Below are 16,088 nucleotides of genomic sequence, written 5' to 3'. Positions count from 1 at the left end.
CGCACCGGAACGGCCGGGGCCTGCCAAAATCCGACGATGGCATGTAACCTTTAAGTATCACTTTCGGTCCGTCGTCAAAAAGTAGTTAAACGGGACTCGAAATTCTCGAAAAACGCGGCATCCGGTACTGGGACTTTACCTCATGCCGCGGCCGCCAGACGCCCGCCGGCTCAGGCCGCCGGCACGCGTTCCCGGCTACGGCGCGTCAGGGCGACGACGGCGAGCGCGGCGAGCGGGAAGGCGGCCGCGGCGATGCCGAGCTCCGCCACCGGAGCGGCCTCCAGCAACCTTCCGCCGATGAAGCTGCCCAGCGCGATGCCGAAATACATGGCCGACACGTTGAGCGGCAGCGTCAGGTTGGCGAGTTCGGGCGCGTGGCCGACCAGCCGGCTGGCTTGGGCGGGTGGGAACGTCCAGCCGACGAAGCCCCAGGGAAGCATGATCGCGACCAGCGCCGGGCCGGCGATCTCCGGCGGCAGCAGCTCCAGGATCGCGGTCATCGATGCGCAGATCGCCGAGGAAGCGAGCAGCGCCATGACGATCATGCGGCCCGGACCGAGCCGGTCGGCGAGCTGGCCGCTGGCGTAGTTGCCGGCGATTGCGCCGATGCCGAAGGTGAGCAGCAGCGCCGGCAGCATGGCGACCGGCAGTCCCGCGCCCTGGGTGGCGAGCGGGCCGAGATAGGCGATGATGATGAAGCCGCCGGTAAGGTAGAGCAGGGTGACCGCCAGCGAGGGCAGGATGCCCGGCCGGCCGAGAGCGGCCAGCCGTTCCCGCAGCGACAGTTTCAGGCCGGGCAGGCCGCGCGGCAGGCGCAGCCACAGCACGGCAAGGCAGAGCAGCGCCAGTCCCGCCACCACCAGATAGGCCGCCCGCCAGCCGGCGAGGCTGCCGACCAGCGAGGCGAGCGGCGCGCCGAGCGCCACCGCGAAGGTGGTACCGCCGAGCACGGTGGCCACCGCGCGGGCGCGGTGCTCGGGATCCGCCAGCGCCACCGCCGTCGCCTGGGCGGTGGAGGCGAACAGACCGGCCGAGGCGCCCATGACGATCTGCGCGGCGAGCAGGGTGGCGAAGGAGCCGCTGGACGCCGCCGCTGCGTTGCCGGCGATGAAGGCAAGCAGCGCGGCGGCGATGACGCGGCGCCGGTCGGCGGCACCGGCGAATGTCGACAGGATCGGCGTGCCGATCGCATAGGCGAGCGAATAGACGGTGACCAGATGGCCGGCATCCGACACGGAAATGCCGGCCGAGGCCGAGATCAGCGGCAGCAGCCCCGCGAACACGAATGCCACCGTGCTCGTGGCGAAGGCGCCGACGGCGAGCCAGACGAGACGTCTGTCCATGGGAGATCCTTAGTTCAAAATTCATTGAACTATTGAGCCGGATCGGCGCCTATGTCAATGTGCCAGACTGTTGTTACGCATGGCTCCCGCCAGCCCGTGTCAGGAGCCGGCGGCGTCGAAACATTGGAACTGGTATCTGTCCGGAATGTCGCTCTTTCATCCATCGGCCGAACAGATCGACCTGGCGACCGTGCTGTCCGTGCTCGGCGACCAGACGCGGCTGTCGATCGTCGGCTATCTCGCCCGCAACGAGGATTTCGAGATCAACTGCAGCCGCTTCCTCGACCTCGGCTCGAAGACCAACATCAGCTATCACCTTGCCAAGCTGAGGGAAGCCGGCATTACGCGCACTGAAGTGCGCGGCATCAACCGGCTGATCTCGCTGCGCCGCGCCGATCTAGACGCGCGCTTCCCCGGCCTGCTCGATTCGATCCTGGCCAGCGCGGCCGCCATTCCCTTCGACATGCGGGAGGTCGCCAGGGTCGAGCTGCGCCAACTCGAACGCGACGGCGAGGCCACGAAGGGATCGGTCGGGTGAAGATGCGGATCGCGGTTATCGCCGACATCCACGGCAATATACTCGCCCTCGAGGCCGTTCTTGCCGACCTCGCCCGGCGCGGCGGCGCCGACTTGACCGTCGGCGATTGCGCTTCCGGCCCGCTGTGGCCTCGCGAGACGGTCGGGCGGCTGATGTCGCTCGCCTGGCCGACGGTGCGCGGCAATCACGACCGCCGCGTGCCGCTCGATCCGCTCGACGCGATGGGCCCGTCGGACCGCTGCGCCCACGACCGGCTGTCGCAGGCGCAACGCGACTGGCTCGCCGGCCTGCCGCTACAGGTCAGCCCCGCGCCCTCCATCCTCGCCTTCCACGCCCGGCCGGACCACGACGAAAAATATCTGACCGAAAACATCGTCGACGGAGGCCTCGTCCGCGCGCCGACGGCGACCATCGCCCGCCGCCTGGAAGGTCTCGACCCGGCCGTCCGGCTGGTGCTCGCCGGCCACAGCCATCGTCCCGAACTGGTCGAATTGCCCGGTGGCCCGATCGTCTTCAATCCGGGCAGCGTCGGCTGTCCGGCCTATTTTGACCCGACCGAGCCGGCGCATCGCTCCGAACAAGGCTCCCCGCACGCCCGCTATGGCCTCGTCGAGGTTTTGGGCGCCGATTTCGGCTTCCAGGCGCTTGCGGTCCGCTACGACCATGAAGCGGCGGCACGACGCGCCGCCGAAGCCGGCCGGGCGGAATGGGCGGAAGGCCTGCGTACCGGTTTCATAACAGGGTAGGCTTGATCTATGCCTGTCGGTCTCAGGCAATCTCGAAGCTGGTTCCGGCGGGGTTGTCGAGTGAGCGGGATATTCTTCACCGCGTTGACTTCGCCGAGTCCAAGGCTATCCGGAAGGGTAGGGAACGGACCTGAACGTCAGCCGGCGTGCTTGGCCGGATAGCGCTTCAGTGTCGCCGTGAACATGCCCGCCAGCGCCTCCACCGCCTCGTCGCGGGAGACGCGGCCCGCCGCGGCGTCCTGCGCCAGCGCCTCGGCCGCGCCGAGACAGCCGAGCAGCACCGCCGTATCGTTCCGCGGCAGTTCCACGAAGCGGCCAAAACCTTCCCGGTAGCGGTCGACATAGCCGCGCCGCAGCGACTGCCGGAAATCCGCCGTCTCCTCCGTCGCCGAGAGCGCCGCGAAGGCGGCGCCCATCGCGGGGCCCATGTCGAGCACGCAGCTCACATAGGACGAGGCGAAGATCGAGGCGACATCCTCCAGCGTCTCGCCGCCGGCGGCCAGCGCCTCGCGCTGCGCCTGCATCTGCCGCTTGTCATAGGCGCTGCAGATGGCGATCAGCAGGCCGGCGCGCGTGCCGAAATGCTCGTAGGCGATCGGCTTGCTGACGCCGGCCCGTTCGGCAAGATAGCCGAGCGTCAATGCGTCGGTGCCTGTCTCGCCCATGATCGCCTGGGCGGTCTCGAGCAACTGCTCGCGCCGCTCCGCCCTCGGCAGTTTTTTTGCTGCTGTTCCAGTCATCCCAGCCTGCGTGGCCTATCAGTCATGCGGCGTTCGGCTTGACTTCGCCTGTTGCGCTGCATATTACCAATGGTAACCTACCAGTCGTAAGTTACTGTCCTTAAGTTTCTATATAGGAGATTCTGGTGACCATTGCAGCCCGCGAAATCCACCTGAAAAGCCGCCCGGCCGGCCTGCCGGGCCCGGACAATTTCGAGCTGGTCGAGCGCCGCCTGCCGGTGCCCGCCGAAGGCCAGCTCCTCGTCCGCACGCTGTGGATGTCGGTCGATCCCTATATGCGCGGCCGCATGGTCGACCGCCCCAGCTACATCGCGCCGTTTCAGGTCGGCCAGCCGCTCGAGGGCGCGGCCGTCGGCGTGGTCGAGCAGTCCGCCGCGCCGGGCTTCGCGCCGGGCGACGTCGTGACCCATTTCTCCGGCTGGCGCGACCGCGCCGTGATCGACGCCGCGACGGCGGGCAAAATCGATCCCGCCGCGCCGCTCCAGGCCTGGCTCGGTCCGCTCGGCGTGCCCGGTCAGACCGCGCATGCCGGACTTCTGCATATCGCCGGGCTGAAGGAGGGAGACACGGTTTTCGTCTCGGCGGCGGCCGGCGCCGTCGGCTCGATGGCGGTGCAGATCGCCAAGATCAAGGGCGCCCGCGTCGTCGGCTCGGTCGGCACGGAGGACAAGGCGCGCTGGGTGCGCGACGAACTCGGCGCCGATGCCGTCATCAACTATCGCGCCGCCGGGGACCTCACCAAAGCGCTTGCCGAGGCGGCGCCCGAGGGAATCGACGTCTATTTCGACAATGTCGGCGGCGATCATCTCGATGCCGCGCTTGCCGTCGCCAACAGGTTCGCCCGCTTCGCCATCTGCGGGATGATCGCGCAGTACAACGACGAGACTCCGCCTCCAGGCCCGCGCAACATGACCGCGCTGATCGCCAAGCGCATCAAAATGCAAGGCTACATCATCCTCGACCATCCCGACCTCACGCCGCGGTTCACGCGCGAGATGCTCGGCTGGCTTGCCGAGGGCCGCATCAAGTCGCGCGATACGGTGATCGAGGGGCTGGAGAACGCGCCAAAAGCGTTCATCGGCCTGTTTTCCGGCGACAACACCGGCAAGATGCTGGTCAAGCTCGCCGGCGGCTGAACCGCCCTCCGAGACTTGCCGTTCGGTTTCGCTCGGCCCACTCGTTGCGGCTTGCCTGGTCTGCCATTAATCTAAGGCGGAACGCGAGCGTGAGAGGCATGAGCGAACCGACGCAGCGAATCGTTGAAACCAACGGCATCCGCCTCAATGTGGCCGAGCAGGGAGAGGGGCCGCTGGTGCTCCTGTGCCACGGCTTTCCCGAATCCTGGTATTCCTGGCGCCATCAGCTGGGCACGCTCGCGGCGGCCGGTTTTCGCGCCGTCGCCCCGGACATGCGGGGCTACGGCAGGAGCGATCGGCCGGAGACGATCGAGCAGTACACGATCCTTCACCTGGTCGGCGACATGGTCGGCCTTCTCGACGCCTTGGAAGCGCCCACCGCCGTCATCGTCGGCCACGACTGGGGCGCCCCTGTCGCCTGGCATGCGGCGCTGATGCGGCCGGACCGCTTTCGCGCCGTCGTCGGCCTCAGCGTGCCGTTCCGGCCGCGCGCCAATGCGCACCCGACCAGCCTCATGCCGCGCACGGCGGATTCCCAATTCTACCAGCTCTATTTCCAGGAGCCCGGCGTCGCCGAGGCGGAGCTGGAACGCGACCCTCGGGCTACGGTGCGCACCATGCTCTACGCCGTATCGGGAGAGGGTACGGGCGCGGGCGCGGGAATCAGCATGGTCCCGCGCAGCGCCGGCATCCTGCAGGGCGTCGAAGCGCCAGCGATGCTGCCGCCCTGGCTCGGCGAAAGCGACGTCGATGTCTATGCCGGCGAATTCGAGCGCACCGGCTTTGCCGGGGGCCTCAACTGGTACCGCAACATCGACCGGAACTGGGAGCTGATGGCGCCCTTTGCAGGGGCGCGGGTCAACGTTCCCGCCCTCTACATGGCCGGCGACCGCGACCTGGTGGTGGCCTTCCCCGGTATGGATCGGCTGCTGGCCAATCTCAAGCTTTTCGTCCCGCAGCTGCGGGATACGCTGATGCTGCCGGGCTGCGGGCATTGGACCCAGCAGGAGCGGCCGGACGAGGTCAACGCGGCGATAATCGGGTTCCTCCGGAGCTTGCCGGACCAGGGTTGATCCTGGATGCCTCATGTACGGCCAGGCCTCCTCGACATGGGCTACTGCGGGGGGCGGGCATAGGCGCGACGTCGTCGTTCTCGCATCTCGGCGCCTCATTGCGATCCAGACCGTCGGTCCCGGCAATCCCGCTGCTTCTGCTCGCGGCCGTTGCCAGGCGTCGGCATATTCGGAAGGCGTGATGCTCTCCACCCAGCTCCCTGTCACAAAGCCGCAATGGCGGCCCTGCATGATCGCCGGCCGATCCGGTCGGCGCGGGAAGCGCAGGTGCTTGCCCTAATCCCGCCATGGAATCGGAGATTGTGCCGCAACGTCAGGCGGGGGCCGCGACGAGAGGGACTTCATGACCGCAGATTGCGTCCAGGCGGATTTCTTCCGCTTCCTTCGTTCCTGGCTGGCGGCCCCGCTGCGCGTCGCTGCGGTGGCGCCCTCGGGACCGGCCCTGTCGCGGCTGATCACCTGCGAAATCTCCCCCGCCGACGCGCCGGTGCTCGAGCTCGGCCCCGGCACCGGTGTGTTCACCCGCGCGCTGCTGGCGCGCGGGCTCAGCGAAAGCGATCTCACCCTGGTGGAGTTCGGCCCGGACTTCGCGCGGCTGCTCAGGCTGCGCTTTCCCGCGGCAAATATCCTGTCCATCGACGCCGCGGCGATCGGCGCGACCGGCCTCTTCGCCGAGCGCCCGGCCGGCACGGTGGTCAGCGGCCTGCCGCTCCTGTCGATGCCGCAGGCCAAGGTGGAAGCGATCCTTGCCGGCGCCTTTTCCTGCCTGCGCCCCGGCGGCAGCTTCTATCAGTTCACCTACGGCCCGCGCTGTCCCGTGCCGAACGCGATCCTGGACCGGCTCGGCCTGCAGTCCGTCCAGATCGGCCGGACCATGCGCAACATCCCGCCGGCGAGCGTCTACCGGATTTCGCGGCGCGGCGAGGGCGGGGTGCAGAGCGCTCCGGCCGTCGAGACGCTGCCGGTGTGATGACGGGCAAGCTTGCCGTTCCGGCGACCGGCCTGGATATGATATGGCGGACTCCCGAACGGATGCCGAAGGGCCGGCTCGAACGCGCGGCACGGTGGCATCCGGCCTTGTTTAGCGGTGGAACCGCCATGCGCTGTGGATTTCTTCTGGCCCTTGCGGCCTGTCTTCTGTTGCCGGCCGCCGGTCCGTCGATGGCGCAGACCGAGGCTCGTCCGCAAAGATCCGAGGAGGCTGCCGGCTTCTTCGTGGTCGAAGGTGTCGCCAGCAACGACCTCCTGAACGTCCGCGCCACGGCCTCGGCGGGCGGCAGGGTGGTGGGGCGCTTGCCAAACGGCGCGCTGCTGCGCAATCTCGGCTGCAGCGACGTCAACGGTAATAGCTGGTGCGAGGTCGAGACTGTCGAGGCTCCCAGGATCACCGGCTTCGTCGCCGGGCGCTACCTGCACGAAACGCTCGTCGACGATCCCGGCCTGGCGCCGCAGGACGAGGCGAGCGCCGCCCCGCCGATCGAGGAAGGCGAGCCGCCGACGGAAGCGGAGCCGGCCAGGGTCGATGCGGCCGCCGAGATTCCCTGCGCACGCTATTATGGGCAGCCGATGCGCATGTGCGCCGCCTCCGTGCGGCGGGATGCGGAGAAGGAGGCGACGGTCACCGTCACATGGCCGGACGGCGGCCAGCGTGTGATCAGCTTCCGCAACGGCCGGGCCGATACCTCGGATGCGCCTGACCCGGTGAGCTACACCCGCGAGGCCGAGCTCAACATCATCCGCATCGGCAAGGCCGAGCGCTTCGAGATCCCCGACGCGCTGGCGTTCGGCGGGTAGGGCGGCTCGCTCGGTCCCGAGCCAGCCGTCTTCCCGGATCGAGCGAAGTGGGATGCGGGATGGCTGGTTCGAAGCCGCCGGCAGGCCGCGTCCTGATCGAAACGCTGCCCGCATCTGGCCCTGGAAGCGGCGGTCCTGATATCGCACCCTTCAGGCATTGCCGGCGGAACGTCGGATGGTGCCAGCGCATTCTGTGAACGTTGTGCATCGTTGCGACGGCTGTGAACCGCTCCCAGTGCGCGGAAATCAGGACCGAGTAGGTTTCAAGAGAGAGGACTAGCAATGCAAATTGCCAAGAACACGATCTGCCTGTGGTACGACAAGGACGCCGAGGCTGCCGCCCGCTTCTATGCAGGGGTTTTTCCGGACAGCGCCGTGCATGCGGTGCACCGTGCTCCTGGCGACTACCCGTCCGGCAAGGAGGGCGACGTGCTGACGGTCGACTTCACGGTCGCCGGCATTTCCTGCATCGGTCTCAATGGCGGACCGATATTCAAGCACAACGAAGCCTTCTCGTTCCAGATCGCCACCGACGACCAGGAGGAGACCGACCGCTACTGGAACGCCATCGTCGGCAATGGCGGCCAGGAAAGCGCGTGCGGCTGGTGCAAGGACAGATGGGGCGTCTCCTGGCAGATCACGCCGCGCGTGCTGACGGAGGCGATGGCGGCCGGCGGCGCCGAGGCGAAGCGCGCCTTCGAGGCGATGTTGGACATGCGGAAGATCGACGTCGCCGCGATCGAGGCGGCGCGGCGCGGCTGACGGACGGGACGCCTGAGTCGGGTCCCGAACCGGAGCATGGTCGAGCGAAGCGGGGTGACCGGTCCCTGATCCCTTACCTGCCGGGCGACTCATCCTCGCCGGCGACCGACAGCATGTCGGCGAACAGCGCATCCCATTGCGCATCGTCGAGATCGATCAACCCGAACGTTCGCAGCATGAACGCACCCTCGCCGGCGAGGAAAGCCAGGGCGGCGCGCCGGTCCGCCCGATCCGTCATGTCCAGTCGGGAGAGGCGGCTCGTGTACCACGCCCTGGTCGCCGCCACCTGATCGGGGCGCTGAAGCAGCGCCGTCATCATCGCCGCCGAACGGGAGTATTCGGACTCGTCGCCGTCGCGCGTCGCCTCCAGATGCCCGCGGATGACGGAGCGCGGCGACCTGTCCTCGCCGATCCGCTGCATCACGTCGCGTTCGAAGGAATCGCCCCAGCGCTGGATCATCGAGCGGATCAGGTTCTCCTTGGTTCCGAAGCAGTATTGCACGCCGCTCTTCGTGATTCCGGCCGCCTTGGCCACGGCTTCGAAGCTCAGAGCGGCGGCGCCCGTCTGCGCCACAAGTGCCTCGGCGGCATCCAGAACCTTGTCCCTGTCGATGCTTCGCGGACGCCCAGCCATTAGCCTCTTCCATTTCAATACGATCGTATTTATATCGGCAGCCATGTGCCGGCAACCGGCGCATGTCGAAGGAAAATCCGATGTCGCACCAAAACCGATGGCTGGTCCTCTGCATAGTCTCCAGCGCCCTTTTCCTGATCGTCATCGACATGACGGTTCTCTACACGGCGCTGCCGACGCTCACCCACGACCTTGCTGCCACGGCCACCGAGAAGCTCTGGATCGTCAACGCCTATCCGCTGGTCGTGGCGGGGCTGCTGCCGGGCCTCGGCACGCTCGGCGACAGGCTGGGCCACAAGCGGATGTTCATGGCGGGCCTCGTCGTCTTCGGTGCCGCGTCCCTGGGAGCGGCCTTCGCACCGTCGTCCGCGGCCCTGATCGCCGCCCGCGTGCTCCTCGCCGTCGGAGCGGCCATGATGATGCCCGCCACGCTCTCGCTGATCCGCCTCACCTTCACCGACGAGAAGGAGCGCGCATTCGCCATCGGCATCTGGGCAGCCGTCGCCTCCGGCGGCGCCGCGCTCGGTCCGGTCGTCGGCGGGCTGCTGCTCGAATATTTCTGGTGGGGCTCGGTCTTCCTGATCAACGTGCCGGTCGTGCTCCTGGCGCTGACCGCGAGCGCCCTGCTGCTCGCAACCCGCCCCGGCGACGCCAGCCGTCCCTGGGACCTGGTCGGCTCGGTGCAGGTGATGGTCGGCCTGATCGGCGTCGTCTATGCCGTCAAGGAACTCAGCAAGCGCGATCCGTCCTGGATCGCCGCCGCTGCCGCGTTCGCGCTCGGCGCGGCAGCCCTGATCGTGTTCGTGCGCCGGCAGCGCCGCAGCGCGGCGCCGCTGATCGACTTCTCGCTGTTTGCCAATCCGCGCTTCTCCTCGGGCGTGGCGACCGCGCTGGTGGCTTCGGGTGCGCTTGTCGGCGTCGAGCTGGTGTTCAGCCAGCGGCTGCAGCTCGTGCTCGGATACTCGCCGCTCGAGGCGGGTCTGCTGATCCTGCCGATCCCGCTGGCCGCCTTCGTGGCGGGTCCGCTCACCGGGCTGGCCTTGCCCTGGGTCGAGCCGGCCCGCATCCTGATGGGTTCCCTCCTGCTGACCGGCGTCGCGCTTGCGGCGTTTCTCCTGGCCTATGACGGACCGACGGGGGTGTGGCTCACGCCGCTCGCGGTCATGGGTTTCGGGCTCGGAGCGGCGATGACGGCGGCCTCCAGCGCCATCATGCTTTCGGCGCCGGAGGAGAGGGCGGGCATGGCAGCCTCCGTCGAGGAAGTCTCCTACGAACTCGGCGGAGCGCTCGGCATCGCGCTGCTCGGCAGCCTCATGTCGCTTCTCTATACCAGCGCGATGATCGTCCCCGCGGGCATGGCGATCGCTCCGCAGGCGCGCGACAGTCTCGACGAAGCCCTCATGCTTGCGGCCACGCTGCCGGCCGGCCAGTCCGTGCAGGTCGCCACGCTTGCCCGCGCGGCGTTCGACCAGGCGTTCGTAGGCGTTGTCGCCGCGGCGATCGCATGCCTGCTGCTGGTTGCCGGGCTCGTGTGGAACGTGTCGCGCAGCAGGGGCGGTTCCTTCGTCCGGGAGCGGTGATTCTGCCCGGCGGGGTCGTGCTCGTCCTGTCCTGGATTGGAACTCTCCCGCAGCCGCTGGCGCCTGAGGGTTCGCTGCCCGCCTTCGCAGGGCGGGCATGCACATTTTCGGGGTTACATAGCGGAAAACTCTCCCCTATAAGGCCCGCCTAGCCTGACACCTGAATTTCTCTCGCGCACCGGCCGGGCACGCCCGTACCGGTCTTTCGCGCGGGGCCAGATCGACGAGCGAGACATGCCGAAACGCACCGATATCAAATCGATCCTGATCATCGGCGCCGGCCCGATCGTCATCGGCCAGGCCTGCGAGTTCGACTATTCCGGCACCCAGGCCTGCAAGGCGCTCAAGGACGAGGGATTCCGCGTCATCCTGGTCAATTCCAACCCGGCCACCATCATGACCGACCCGGAACTGGCCGACGCCACCTATATCGAGCCGATCACGCCGGAAGTGGTTGCCAAGATCATCGCCAAGGAGCGGCCGGACGCGCTCTTGCCGACCATGGGCGGCCAGACCGCGCTCAACACCGCTCTGTCGCTGCGCCGCATGGGCGTGCTGGATCGCTACAATGTCGAGATGATCGGCGCCGACGCGCACGCCATCGACAAGGCCGAGGACCGCTCGCTGTTCCGCGAGGCGATGCAGAAGATCGGCCTGGAGACGCCGAAGTCGATGCTGGCCAATGCCTCGGCAGTCAAGGACGCCGACCGCAAGACGCACGAGGCCGAGCGCGCCGCGCTGAAGGCCGAGAAGCCGGACAACCTCGACGCCGCGCTCGACGCGCTCGAAACAAGCTGGAATCTCGGCGAGGGCGACCGCAAGCAGCGCTACATCAGCCACGCCATGGCGATCGCCGCGCAGGCGCTCGACCATGTCGGCCTGCCCGCCATCATCCGCCCGTCCTTCACCATGGGCGGCACCGGCGGCGGCATCGCCTACAACCGCGCCGAATTCTTCGACATCGTGCAGTCCGGCCTCGACGCCTCGCCCACCACCGAGGTGCTGATCGAGGAGAGCGTGCTCGGCTGGAAGGAATACGAGATGGAGGTCGTCCGCGACCGCGCGGACAACTGCATCATCGTCTGCTCGATCGAGAACATCGACCCGATGGGCGTGCACACCGGCGATTCCATCACCGTCGCGCCGGCGCTGACCTTGACCGACAAGGAATACCAGATCATGCGCAACGCCTCTATTCGCGTGCTGCGCGAGATCGGGGTGGAGACCGGCGGCTCCAACGTGCAGTTCGCCGTCAACCCGGCCGACGGCCGCCTCGTCGTCATCGAGATGAACCCGCGCGTGTCGCGTTCCTCGGCGCTTGCCTCCAAGGCCACCGGTTTCCCGATCGCAAAAATCGCGGCGAAGCTGGCGGTCGGCTACACGCTGGACGAGCTGGAGAACGACATCACCGGCGGCGCCACCCCTGCGTCGTTCGAACCCTCCATCGATTATGTCGTCACGAAGATCCCGCGCTTCGCCTTCGAGAAATTCCCCGGCGCCGAGCCGGTGCTGACCACGGCCATGAAGTCGGTCGGCGAGGTCATGGCGATCGGCCGCACCTTTCAGGAATCGCTGCAGAAGGCGCTGCGCGGACTTGAAACCGGCCTCACCGGCCTCGACGAGATCGAGATCCCCGGCGCCGACGGCCCGGAAGCGAAGAACGCCATCCGCGCCGCGCTGGGCACGCCGACGCCCGACCGCCTGCGCATGGTGGCGCAGGCGATCCGCATGGGCACCTCGCTGGAGGACGTCCACCAGATGTGCCGCATCGACCCGTGGTTCCTCGAACAGATCGACGGTATCATCGCCATGGAACAGCGTGTGCGCGAGCACGGCCTGCCGGAGGATGCCGACAATCTGCGCATGCTGAAGGGCATGGGCTTTTCCGACGCGCGCCTCGCCTCGCTCGCTCGCCGCGAAGCCTCCGAGGTGGCGAAGCTGCGCGAAAGGCTCGGCGTGCATCCGGTCTACAAGCGCATCGACACCTGCGCCGCCGAGTTCGCCTCGCCGACGCCCTACATGTACTCGACCTACGAGGTGCCCTTCGCCGGCGAGACCCGTTCGGAGGCTGAGGTTTCCGACCGGAAGAAGGTCGTCATCCTCGGCGGCGGACCCAACCGCATCGGTCAGGGCATCGAGTTCGACTATTGCTGCTGCCATGCCGCCTTCGCGCTGCGCGACGCCGGCTATGAAGCGATCATGGTCAACTGCAACCCGGAGACGGTCTCCACAGACTACGACACCTCCGACCGCCTCTATTTCGAGCCGCTGACGGTCGAGGATGTGCTGGAAATCCTGCGCGCCGAGCAGGCCGCCGGCACGCTGCACGGCGTCATCGTCCAGTTCGGCGGCCAGACGCCGTTGAAACTCGCCGACGCGCTGGAAAAGGCCGGCATCCCGATCCTCGGCACCTCGCCGGACATGATCGACCTTGCCGAGGACCGCGACCGCTTCCAGAAGCTCCTGCGCAAGCTCGACCTCACCCAACCGAAGAACGGCATCGCCTGGTCGGTCGAGCAGGCGCGCACCGTCGCCACCGAGCTCGGCTTCCCGCTGGTGGTGCGCCCGTCCTACGTGCTCGGCGGCCGCGCCATGCAGATCATCCACGACGAGGGCATGCTGCAGACCTACCTGCTCGACACCGTGCCCGGCCTGGTGCCGGAGGACATCAAGCAGAAATATCCCAACGACAAGACCGGCCAGATCAACACGCTGCTCGGCAAGAACCCGCTGCTTTTCGACACCTATCTGTCGGGCGCTATCGAGGTCGACGTCGACTGCCTGTGCGACGGCAAAGACACCTACGTCTCCGGCATCATGGAGCATATCGAGGAGGCCGGCATCCATTCCGGCGATTCCGCCTGCTCGCTGCCGGTCCACTCGCTGTCGGCCGACCTCGTCGACGAGCTGGAGCGCCAGACGGCGGCACTTGCCAAGGCGCTGAACGTCGGCGGGCTGATGAACGTGCAGTATGCGGTGAAGGACGGCACCATCTTCGTGCTGGAGGTCAATCCGCGCGCCAGCCGCACCGTGCCGTTCGTGGCCAAGACCGTCGGCAAGCCGATCGCCAAGATCGCGGCGCGCATCATGGCCGGCGAGACCTTAGACGATGCCTTCGCCCATTACGGCGCCAAGCCGGACGCCCGCAACCCAGGCCACGTCGCCGTCAAGGAGGCGGTCTTCCCGTTCGCCCGCTTCCCAGGCGTCGACATCCTGCTCGGCCCGGAGATGAAGTCGACGGGCGAGGTGATGGGGCTGGATCGCGACTTCGCCATGGCCTTCGCCAAGAGCCAGCTCGGCGCCAACATCGATCTCCCCCGCTCGGGCACGCTGTTCGTGTCGGTGCGCGACGAGGACAAGGCGGGCATCCTGCCGGCGGTCAAGCGCCTCGCCGGCTTGGGTTTCCGCGTTCTGGCGACCTCCGGGACCGCCCGGTTCCTGTCGGAGAACGGCGTCGAGGCTCAGAAGATAAACAAGGTGCTGGAAGGCCGCCCGCATATCGAGGATGCCATCCGCAACCGCCAGGTGCAGATCGTCTTCAACACCACCGACGGCCAGAAGGCCGTTTCCGACTCCAAATCGCTGCGCCGCGCCACGCTGATGCAGAAGGTGCCGTATTACACCACGCTCTCCGGCATGGCCGCGGTCGCCGAAGCCATCGCCGCGCTCAAGGCCGGCAGCCTCGAGGTCAGGCCGCTGCAATCTTATTTCTGATGCGCCGACGCCCACCTCCCCCTTGAGGGGAGGTCGGCGCGCGCAGCGCGCCGGGTGGGGTCGCCGCGGAAGTGCGCCATCCATAATGGGAGCTGTCGTCGATTTGCGGCGCGTTGACCCCGCTGCGGCTCTCGTGTGAAGTGCGCTCGGGGGATTTCCGACGCCATGAGTCTGATCCGTAATGAGCGCCTGAAGCTTTTCGCTACCTATCTCAACGGCTTGGCCATCGCACTTTTCGCGGTCGGCGGCTTGGCTCCAGTTTTCTCGACGCTGTACGGTACCGTGACGAACAGCTCGACGATATCGGTTGTGGTCGTCAGCGTGATTTGTCTTGTCGTGTCAGCCGCACTACATTGGATGGCGAGCCTGGTGCTCAAGAGGCTATTGCCATGACCACCATCCAGATGCTTTCCCTACTCATCATGCCGGTCGGCGCTCTCGTCATTGCGGGCCTGGGGTTGCTCTGGATACGGACCTGGGATGATGAACGTCCGAAACCGGGCGAACATCCGCATCCGGGCGAGTAGCCGTTCGCCAAGCCATCTATCGGCCCCATCCCCGCTTGCCACCGCCGCTTCGCCCGGCATACTCTCCCGCCACCATCAACAAATCGGGAGGGGCGCCGATGCGCGGGACACTGGCGAGACTGGCACTGGCGGGAGCGCTCGCCTTGTCGATGACGGCGCCGGGGCTTGCCCGCCACTGGCATTCCGACGACACGGCCGCGCTGGTCGGCGGGCTGGTGTTGGGCGGCATCGCGGCCGCCGCCATCTCGCACGACCACCACCATCGCGACCAGTACATCCCGCCCGCGCCCGCCTACCAGCCGGCCGCGCCGTTTTCCCCGGCGCGCGGCGTGGTCTGCTATCCGCGCGAGGGCGCCTGCTACGACAATGACGGCGACTTCCTGCCGTCCTGGACGCACCGCGTCTTCTGATTCTTTTGGGGATTTCCGCCATGCGACGTTTTCCGGCCCTCTGCCTCGCCGCCGCCCTGTCCGCCTTCGCCCATCCCGCGCCGGCCGACGAGCCCGACTCCAGCTTCGTGCGCCTGCACGCCGTCGACCTCTTGGAAGGCGCGCTGACGCGCGAGCAGACGACGAAACTGCAGCTTCTCGCCCATCAGGCCGCCATCGCGGCCGCCTGCGACGGTTTCGTGCTCGACGACACCAAGATGAAGACGGCCTTCGAGGCGCTGGCGCCCGTCGACGCGGCAAAGATGACCGACGCGCAGAAGACCTATCACGACCAGCATGTGCTGGTGATTTACGGCGTGCTGGTCGGCGGCGAACTGGCGGCCATGGCCGACGACGTCAGCAAGGCCTGCGCCCGCGCCGCCGAGTTCCAGGCCGACCCGGAGGCCGCGGCCGAGGTGGTGTGGCGGTAGGTTTCCAGCCTGGCGTTTCCTCGCCCCCATGAAGTGGGGGAGAGGTGTCGAGGGCGTAGCCCGAGACGGAGAGGGGGCAAGGACAGATTGCAGGGGACAGTTTATTTTCTTTCCGCGGAAAAGCGGCGGCGTTCCAAGGCCGGCGCGGGCGGGAAAAGTAAACTGTCCCCGGCACTTGCCTGCCGTTGCTGCGATAGCCGCTGCAAGAAACATGCGCTTTCTCGCTGGGTTTTATCCCCTCGCTTCAGACCTCGTGCATAATCCCCGGCAGTCCCTCCTGCGGGAACGCCGATCATGACGGTGGTCTGCGGGGAGGGATCGGTGTCCGGAAGGTAGCGGCTAACGTGGCCGCGAGGTCCGGCGCTGCTTCAGAGTTTCCAACGATCCCGTCCTTGAGCGGGACGGGGCTCCGGTATGGCCTGAGGAGCCGTCATGAGCGGGATATCGCCGGCGTCACTTAAGCCGGAGTAGCGAGTACGATCCCATGACCCGGAAATGAAGCGGCGAAGAAGCACCGGACGGGCGGCCGAAAGGTCGCATATAAAATTAGATGAGCGATCCTGCGGCCGCCCGTCTTCCCGATCTTCTCAATGGCCAGACTGCGATGCAGGGCGTGGCGAGGATGACGTATGCTCAGGGGAC

At 67.3% G+C, this 16,088-nt stretch carries 16 protein-coding genes; 13 read left to right on the top strand and 3 right to left on the bottom strand.

Annotation, left to right across the window (positions count from 1 at the left end; translation table 11 throughout):
* Positions 1-170: 170 nt before the first annotated feature.
* Positions 171-1,343, bottom strand: a complete 1,173-nt coding sequence (locus AC5JDC_RS13050) for an MFS transporter (RefSeq protein ID WP_495841720.1) — start codon at positions 1,341-1,343, stop codon at positions 171-173.
* A gap of 145 nt (positions 1,344-1,488) precedes the next feature.
* On the opposite strand from AC5JDC_RS13050, the gene AC5JDC_RS13045 reads away from it, so the two are divergent.
* Entirely contained in the window at positions 1,489-1,881 is a 393-nt protein-coding gene (locus AC5JDC_RS13045; protein ID WP_495841719.1) for an ArsR/SmtB family transcription factor, read from the top strand.
* 2 nt (positions 1,882-1,883) lie between these two features.
* Positions 1,884-2,627, top strand: coding sequence for a metallophosphoesterase family protein (locus AC5JDC_RS13040; protein ID WP_495841760.1), 744 nt, complete (start codon positions 1,884-1,886; stop codon positions 2,625-2,627).
* Positions 2,628-2,764: 137 nt separating this feature from the next.
* Here the strand turns inward: AC5JDC_RS13040 and AC5JDC_RS13035 are convergent, their stop codons facing one another.
* The gene (locus tag AC5JDC_RS13035) at positions 2,765-3,367 is read right to left on the bottom strand and encodes a TetR/AcrR family transcriptional regulator (RefSeq protein WP_495841718.1); all 603 of its coding nucleotides are present in this window, start codon (positions 3,365-3,367) and stop codon (positions 2,765-2,767) included.
* A 125-nt stretch (positions 3,368-3,492) separates the two neighbouring features.
* Here AC5JDC_RS13035 and AC5JDC_RS13030 point away from each other — a divergent pair, with 125 nt between their 5' ends.
* The 5 genes from AC5JDC_RS13030 to AC5JDC_RS13010 all read left to right on the top strand — a co-directional run bounded on the left by AC5JDC_RS13030 (position 3,493) and on the right by AC5JDC_RS13010 (position 8,132).
* Positions 3,493-4,503, top strand: a complete 1,011-nt coding sequence (locus AC5JDC_RS13030) for an NADP-dependent oxidoreductase (protein WP_495841717.1) — start codon at positions 3,493-3,495, stop codon at positions 4,501-4,503.
* A gap of 98 nt (positions 4,504-4,601) precedes the next feature.
* Entirely contained in the window at positions 4,602-5,576 is a 975-nt protein-coding gene (locus AC5JDC_RS13025; RefSeq protein WP_495841716.1) for an alpha/beta fold hydrolase, read from the top strand.
* Positions 5,577-5,919: 343 nt separating this feature from the next.
* Positions 5,920-6,546 (top strand): class I SAM-dependent methyltransferase, encoded by a 627-nt coding sequence (locus AC5JDC_RS13020; RefSeq protein ID WP_495841715.1) that lies wholly within the window; start codon positions 5,920-5,922, stop codon positions 6,544-6,546.
* A gap of 128 nt (positions 6,547-6,674) precedes the next feature.
* Positions 6,675-7,370, top strand: a complete 696-nt coding sequence (locus AC5JDC_RS13015) for an SH3 domain-containing protein (RefSeq protein WP_495841714.1) — start codon at positions 6,675-6,677, stop codon at positions 7,368-7,370.
* 288 nt (positions 7,371-7,658) lie between these two features.
* On the top strand, positions 7,659-8,132 hold the full coding sequence (locus AC5JDC_RS13010; protein WP_106772374.1) for a VOC family protein: 474 nt from the start codon (positions 7,659-7,661) through the stop codon (positions 8,130-8,132).
* Positions 8,133-8,205: 73 nt separating this feature from the next.
* Here the strand turns inward: AC5JDC_RS13010 and AC5JDC_RS13005 are convergent, their stop codons facing one another.
* On the bottom strand, positions 8,206-8,766 hold the full coding sequence (locus AC5JDC_RS13005) for a TetR/AcrR family transcriptional regulator (RefSeq protein WP_495841713.1): 561 nt from the start codon (positions 8,764-8,766) through the stop codon (positions 8,206-8,208).
* Positions 8,767-8,846: 80 nt separating this feature from the next.
* On the opposite strand from AC5JDC_RS13005, the gene AC5JDC_RS13000 reads away from it, so the two are divergent.
* The 6 genes from AC5JDC_RS13000 to AC5JDC_RS12975 all read left to right on the top strand — a co-directional run bounded on the left by AC5JDC_RS13000 (position 8,847) and on the right by AC5JDC_RS12975 (position 15,446).
* A complete protein-coding gene (locus AC5JDC_RS13000) occupies positions 8,847-10,346 on the top strand; it encodes an MFS transporter (protein ID WP_495841712.1) in 1,500 nt (499 codons plus the stop codon).
* 234 nt (positions 10,347-10,580) lie between these two features.
* Entirely contained in the window at positions 10,581-14,060 is a 3,480-nt protein-coding gene (carB, locus tag AC5JDC_RS12995; protein WP_495841711.1) for a carbamoyl-phosphate synthase large subunit, read from the top strand.
* A 165-nt stretch (positions 14,061-14,225) separates the two neighbouring features.
* On the top strand, positions 14,226-14,453 hold the full coding sequence (locus AC5JDC_RS12990; RefSeq protein WP_106772214.1) for an amino acid transporter: 228 nt from the start codon (positions 14,226-14,228) through the stop codon (positions 14,451-14,453).
* Complete coding sequence (locus AC5JDC_RS12985; protein WP_165816046.1) at positions 14,450-14,587, top strand: hypothetical protein; 138 nt, start codon at positions 14,450-14,452, stop codon at positions 14,585-14,587. Before AC5JDC_RS12990 ends, AC5JDC_RS12985 begins: the two co-directional genes overlap by 4 nt.
* 98 nt (positions 14,588-14,685) lie before the next feature.
* Positions 14,686-14,997 carry a YcgJ family protein gene (locus AC5JDC_RS12980; protein ID WP_495841710.1) on the top strand — a complete coding sequence of 104 codons (312 nt, stop codon included), beginning with the start codon at positions 14,686-14,688 and terminating at the stop codon, positions 14,995-14,997.
* A 20-nt stretch (positions 14,998-15,017) separates the two neighbouring features.
* The gene (locus AC5JDC_RS12975) at positions 15,018-15,446 is read left to right on the top strand and encodes a hypothetical protein (protein WP_495841709.1); all 429 of its coding nucleotides are present in this window, start codon (positions 15,018-15,020) and stop codon (positions 15,444-15,446) included.
* Positions 15,447-16,088 lie beyond the last annotated feature (642 nt).

Source organism: Kumtagia sp. (assembly GCF_059502445.1).
The sequence above is the reverse complement of the archived record's forward strand: the minus strand, read 5'-3'. Positions and strand labels throughout refer to the sequence as shown.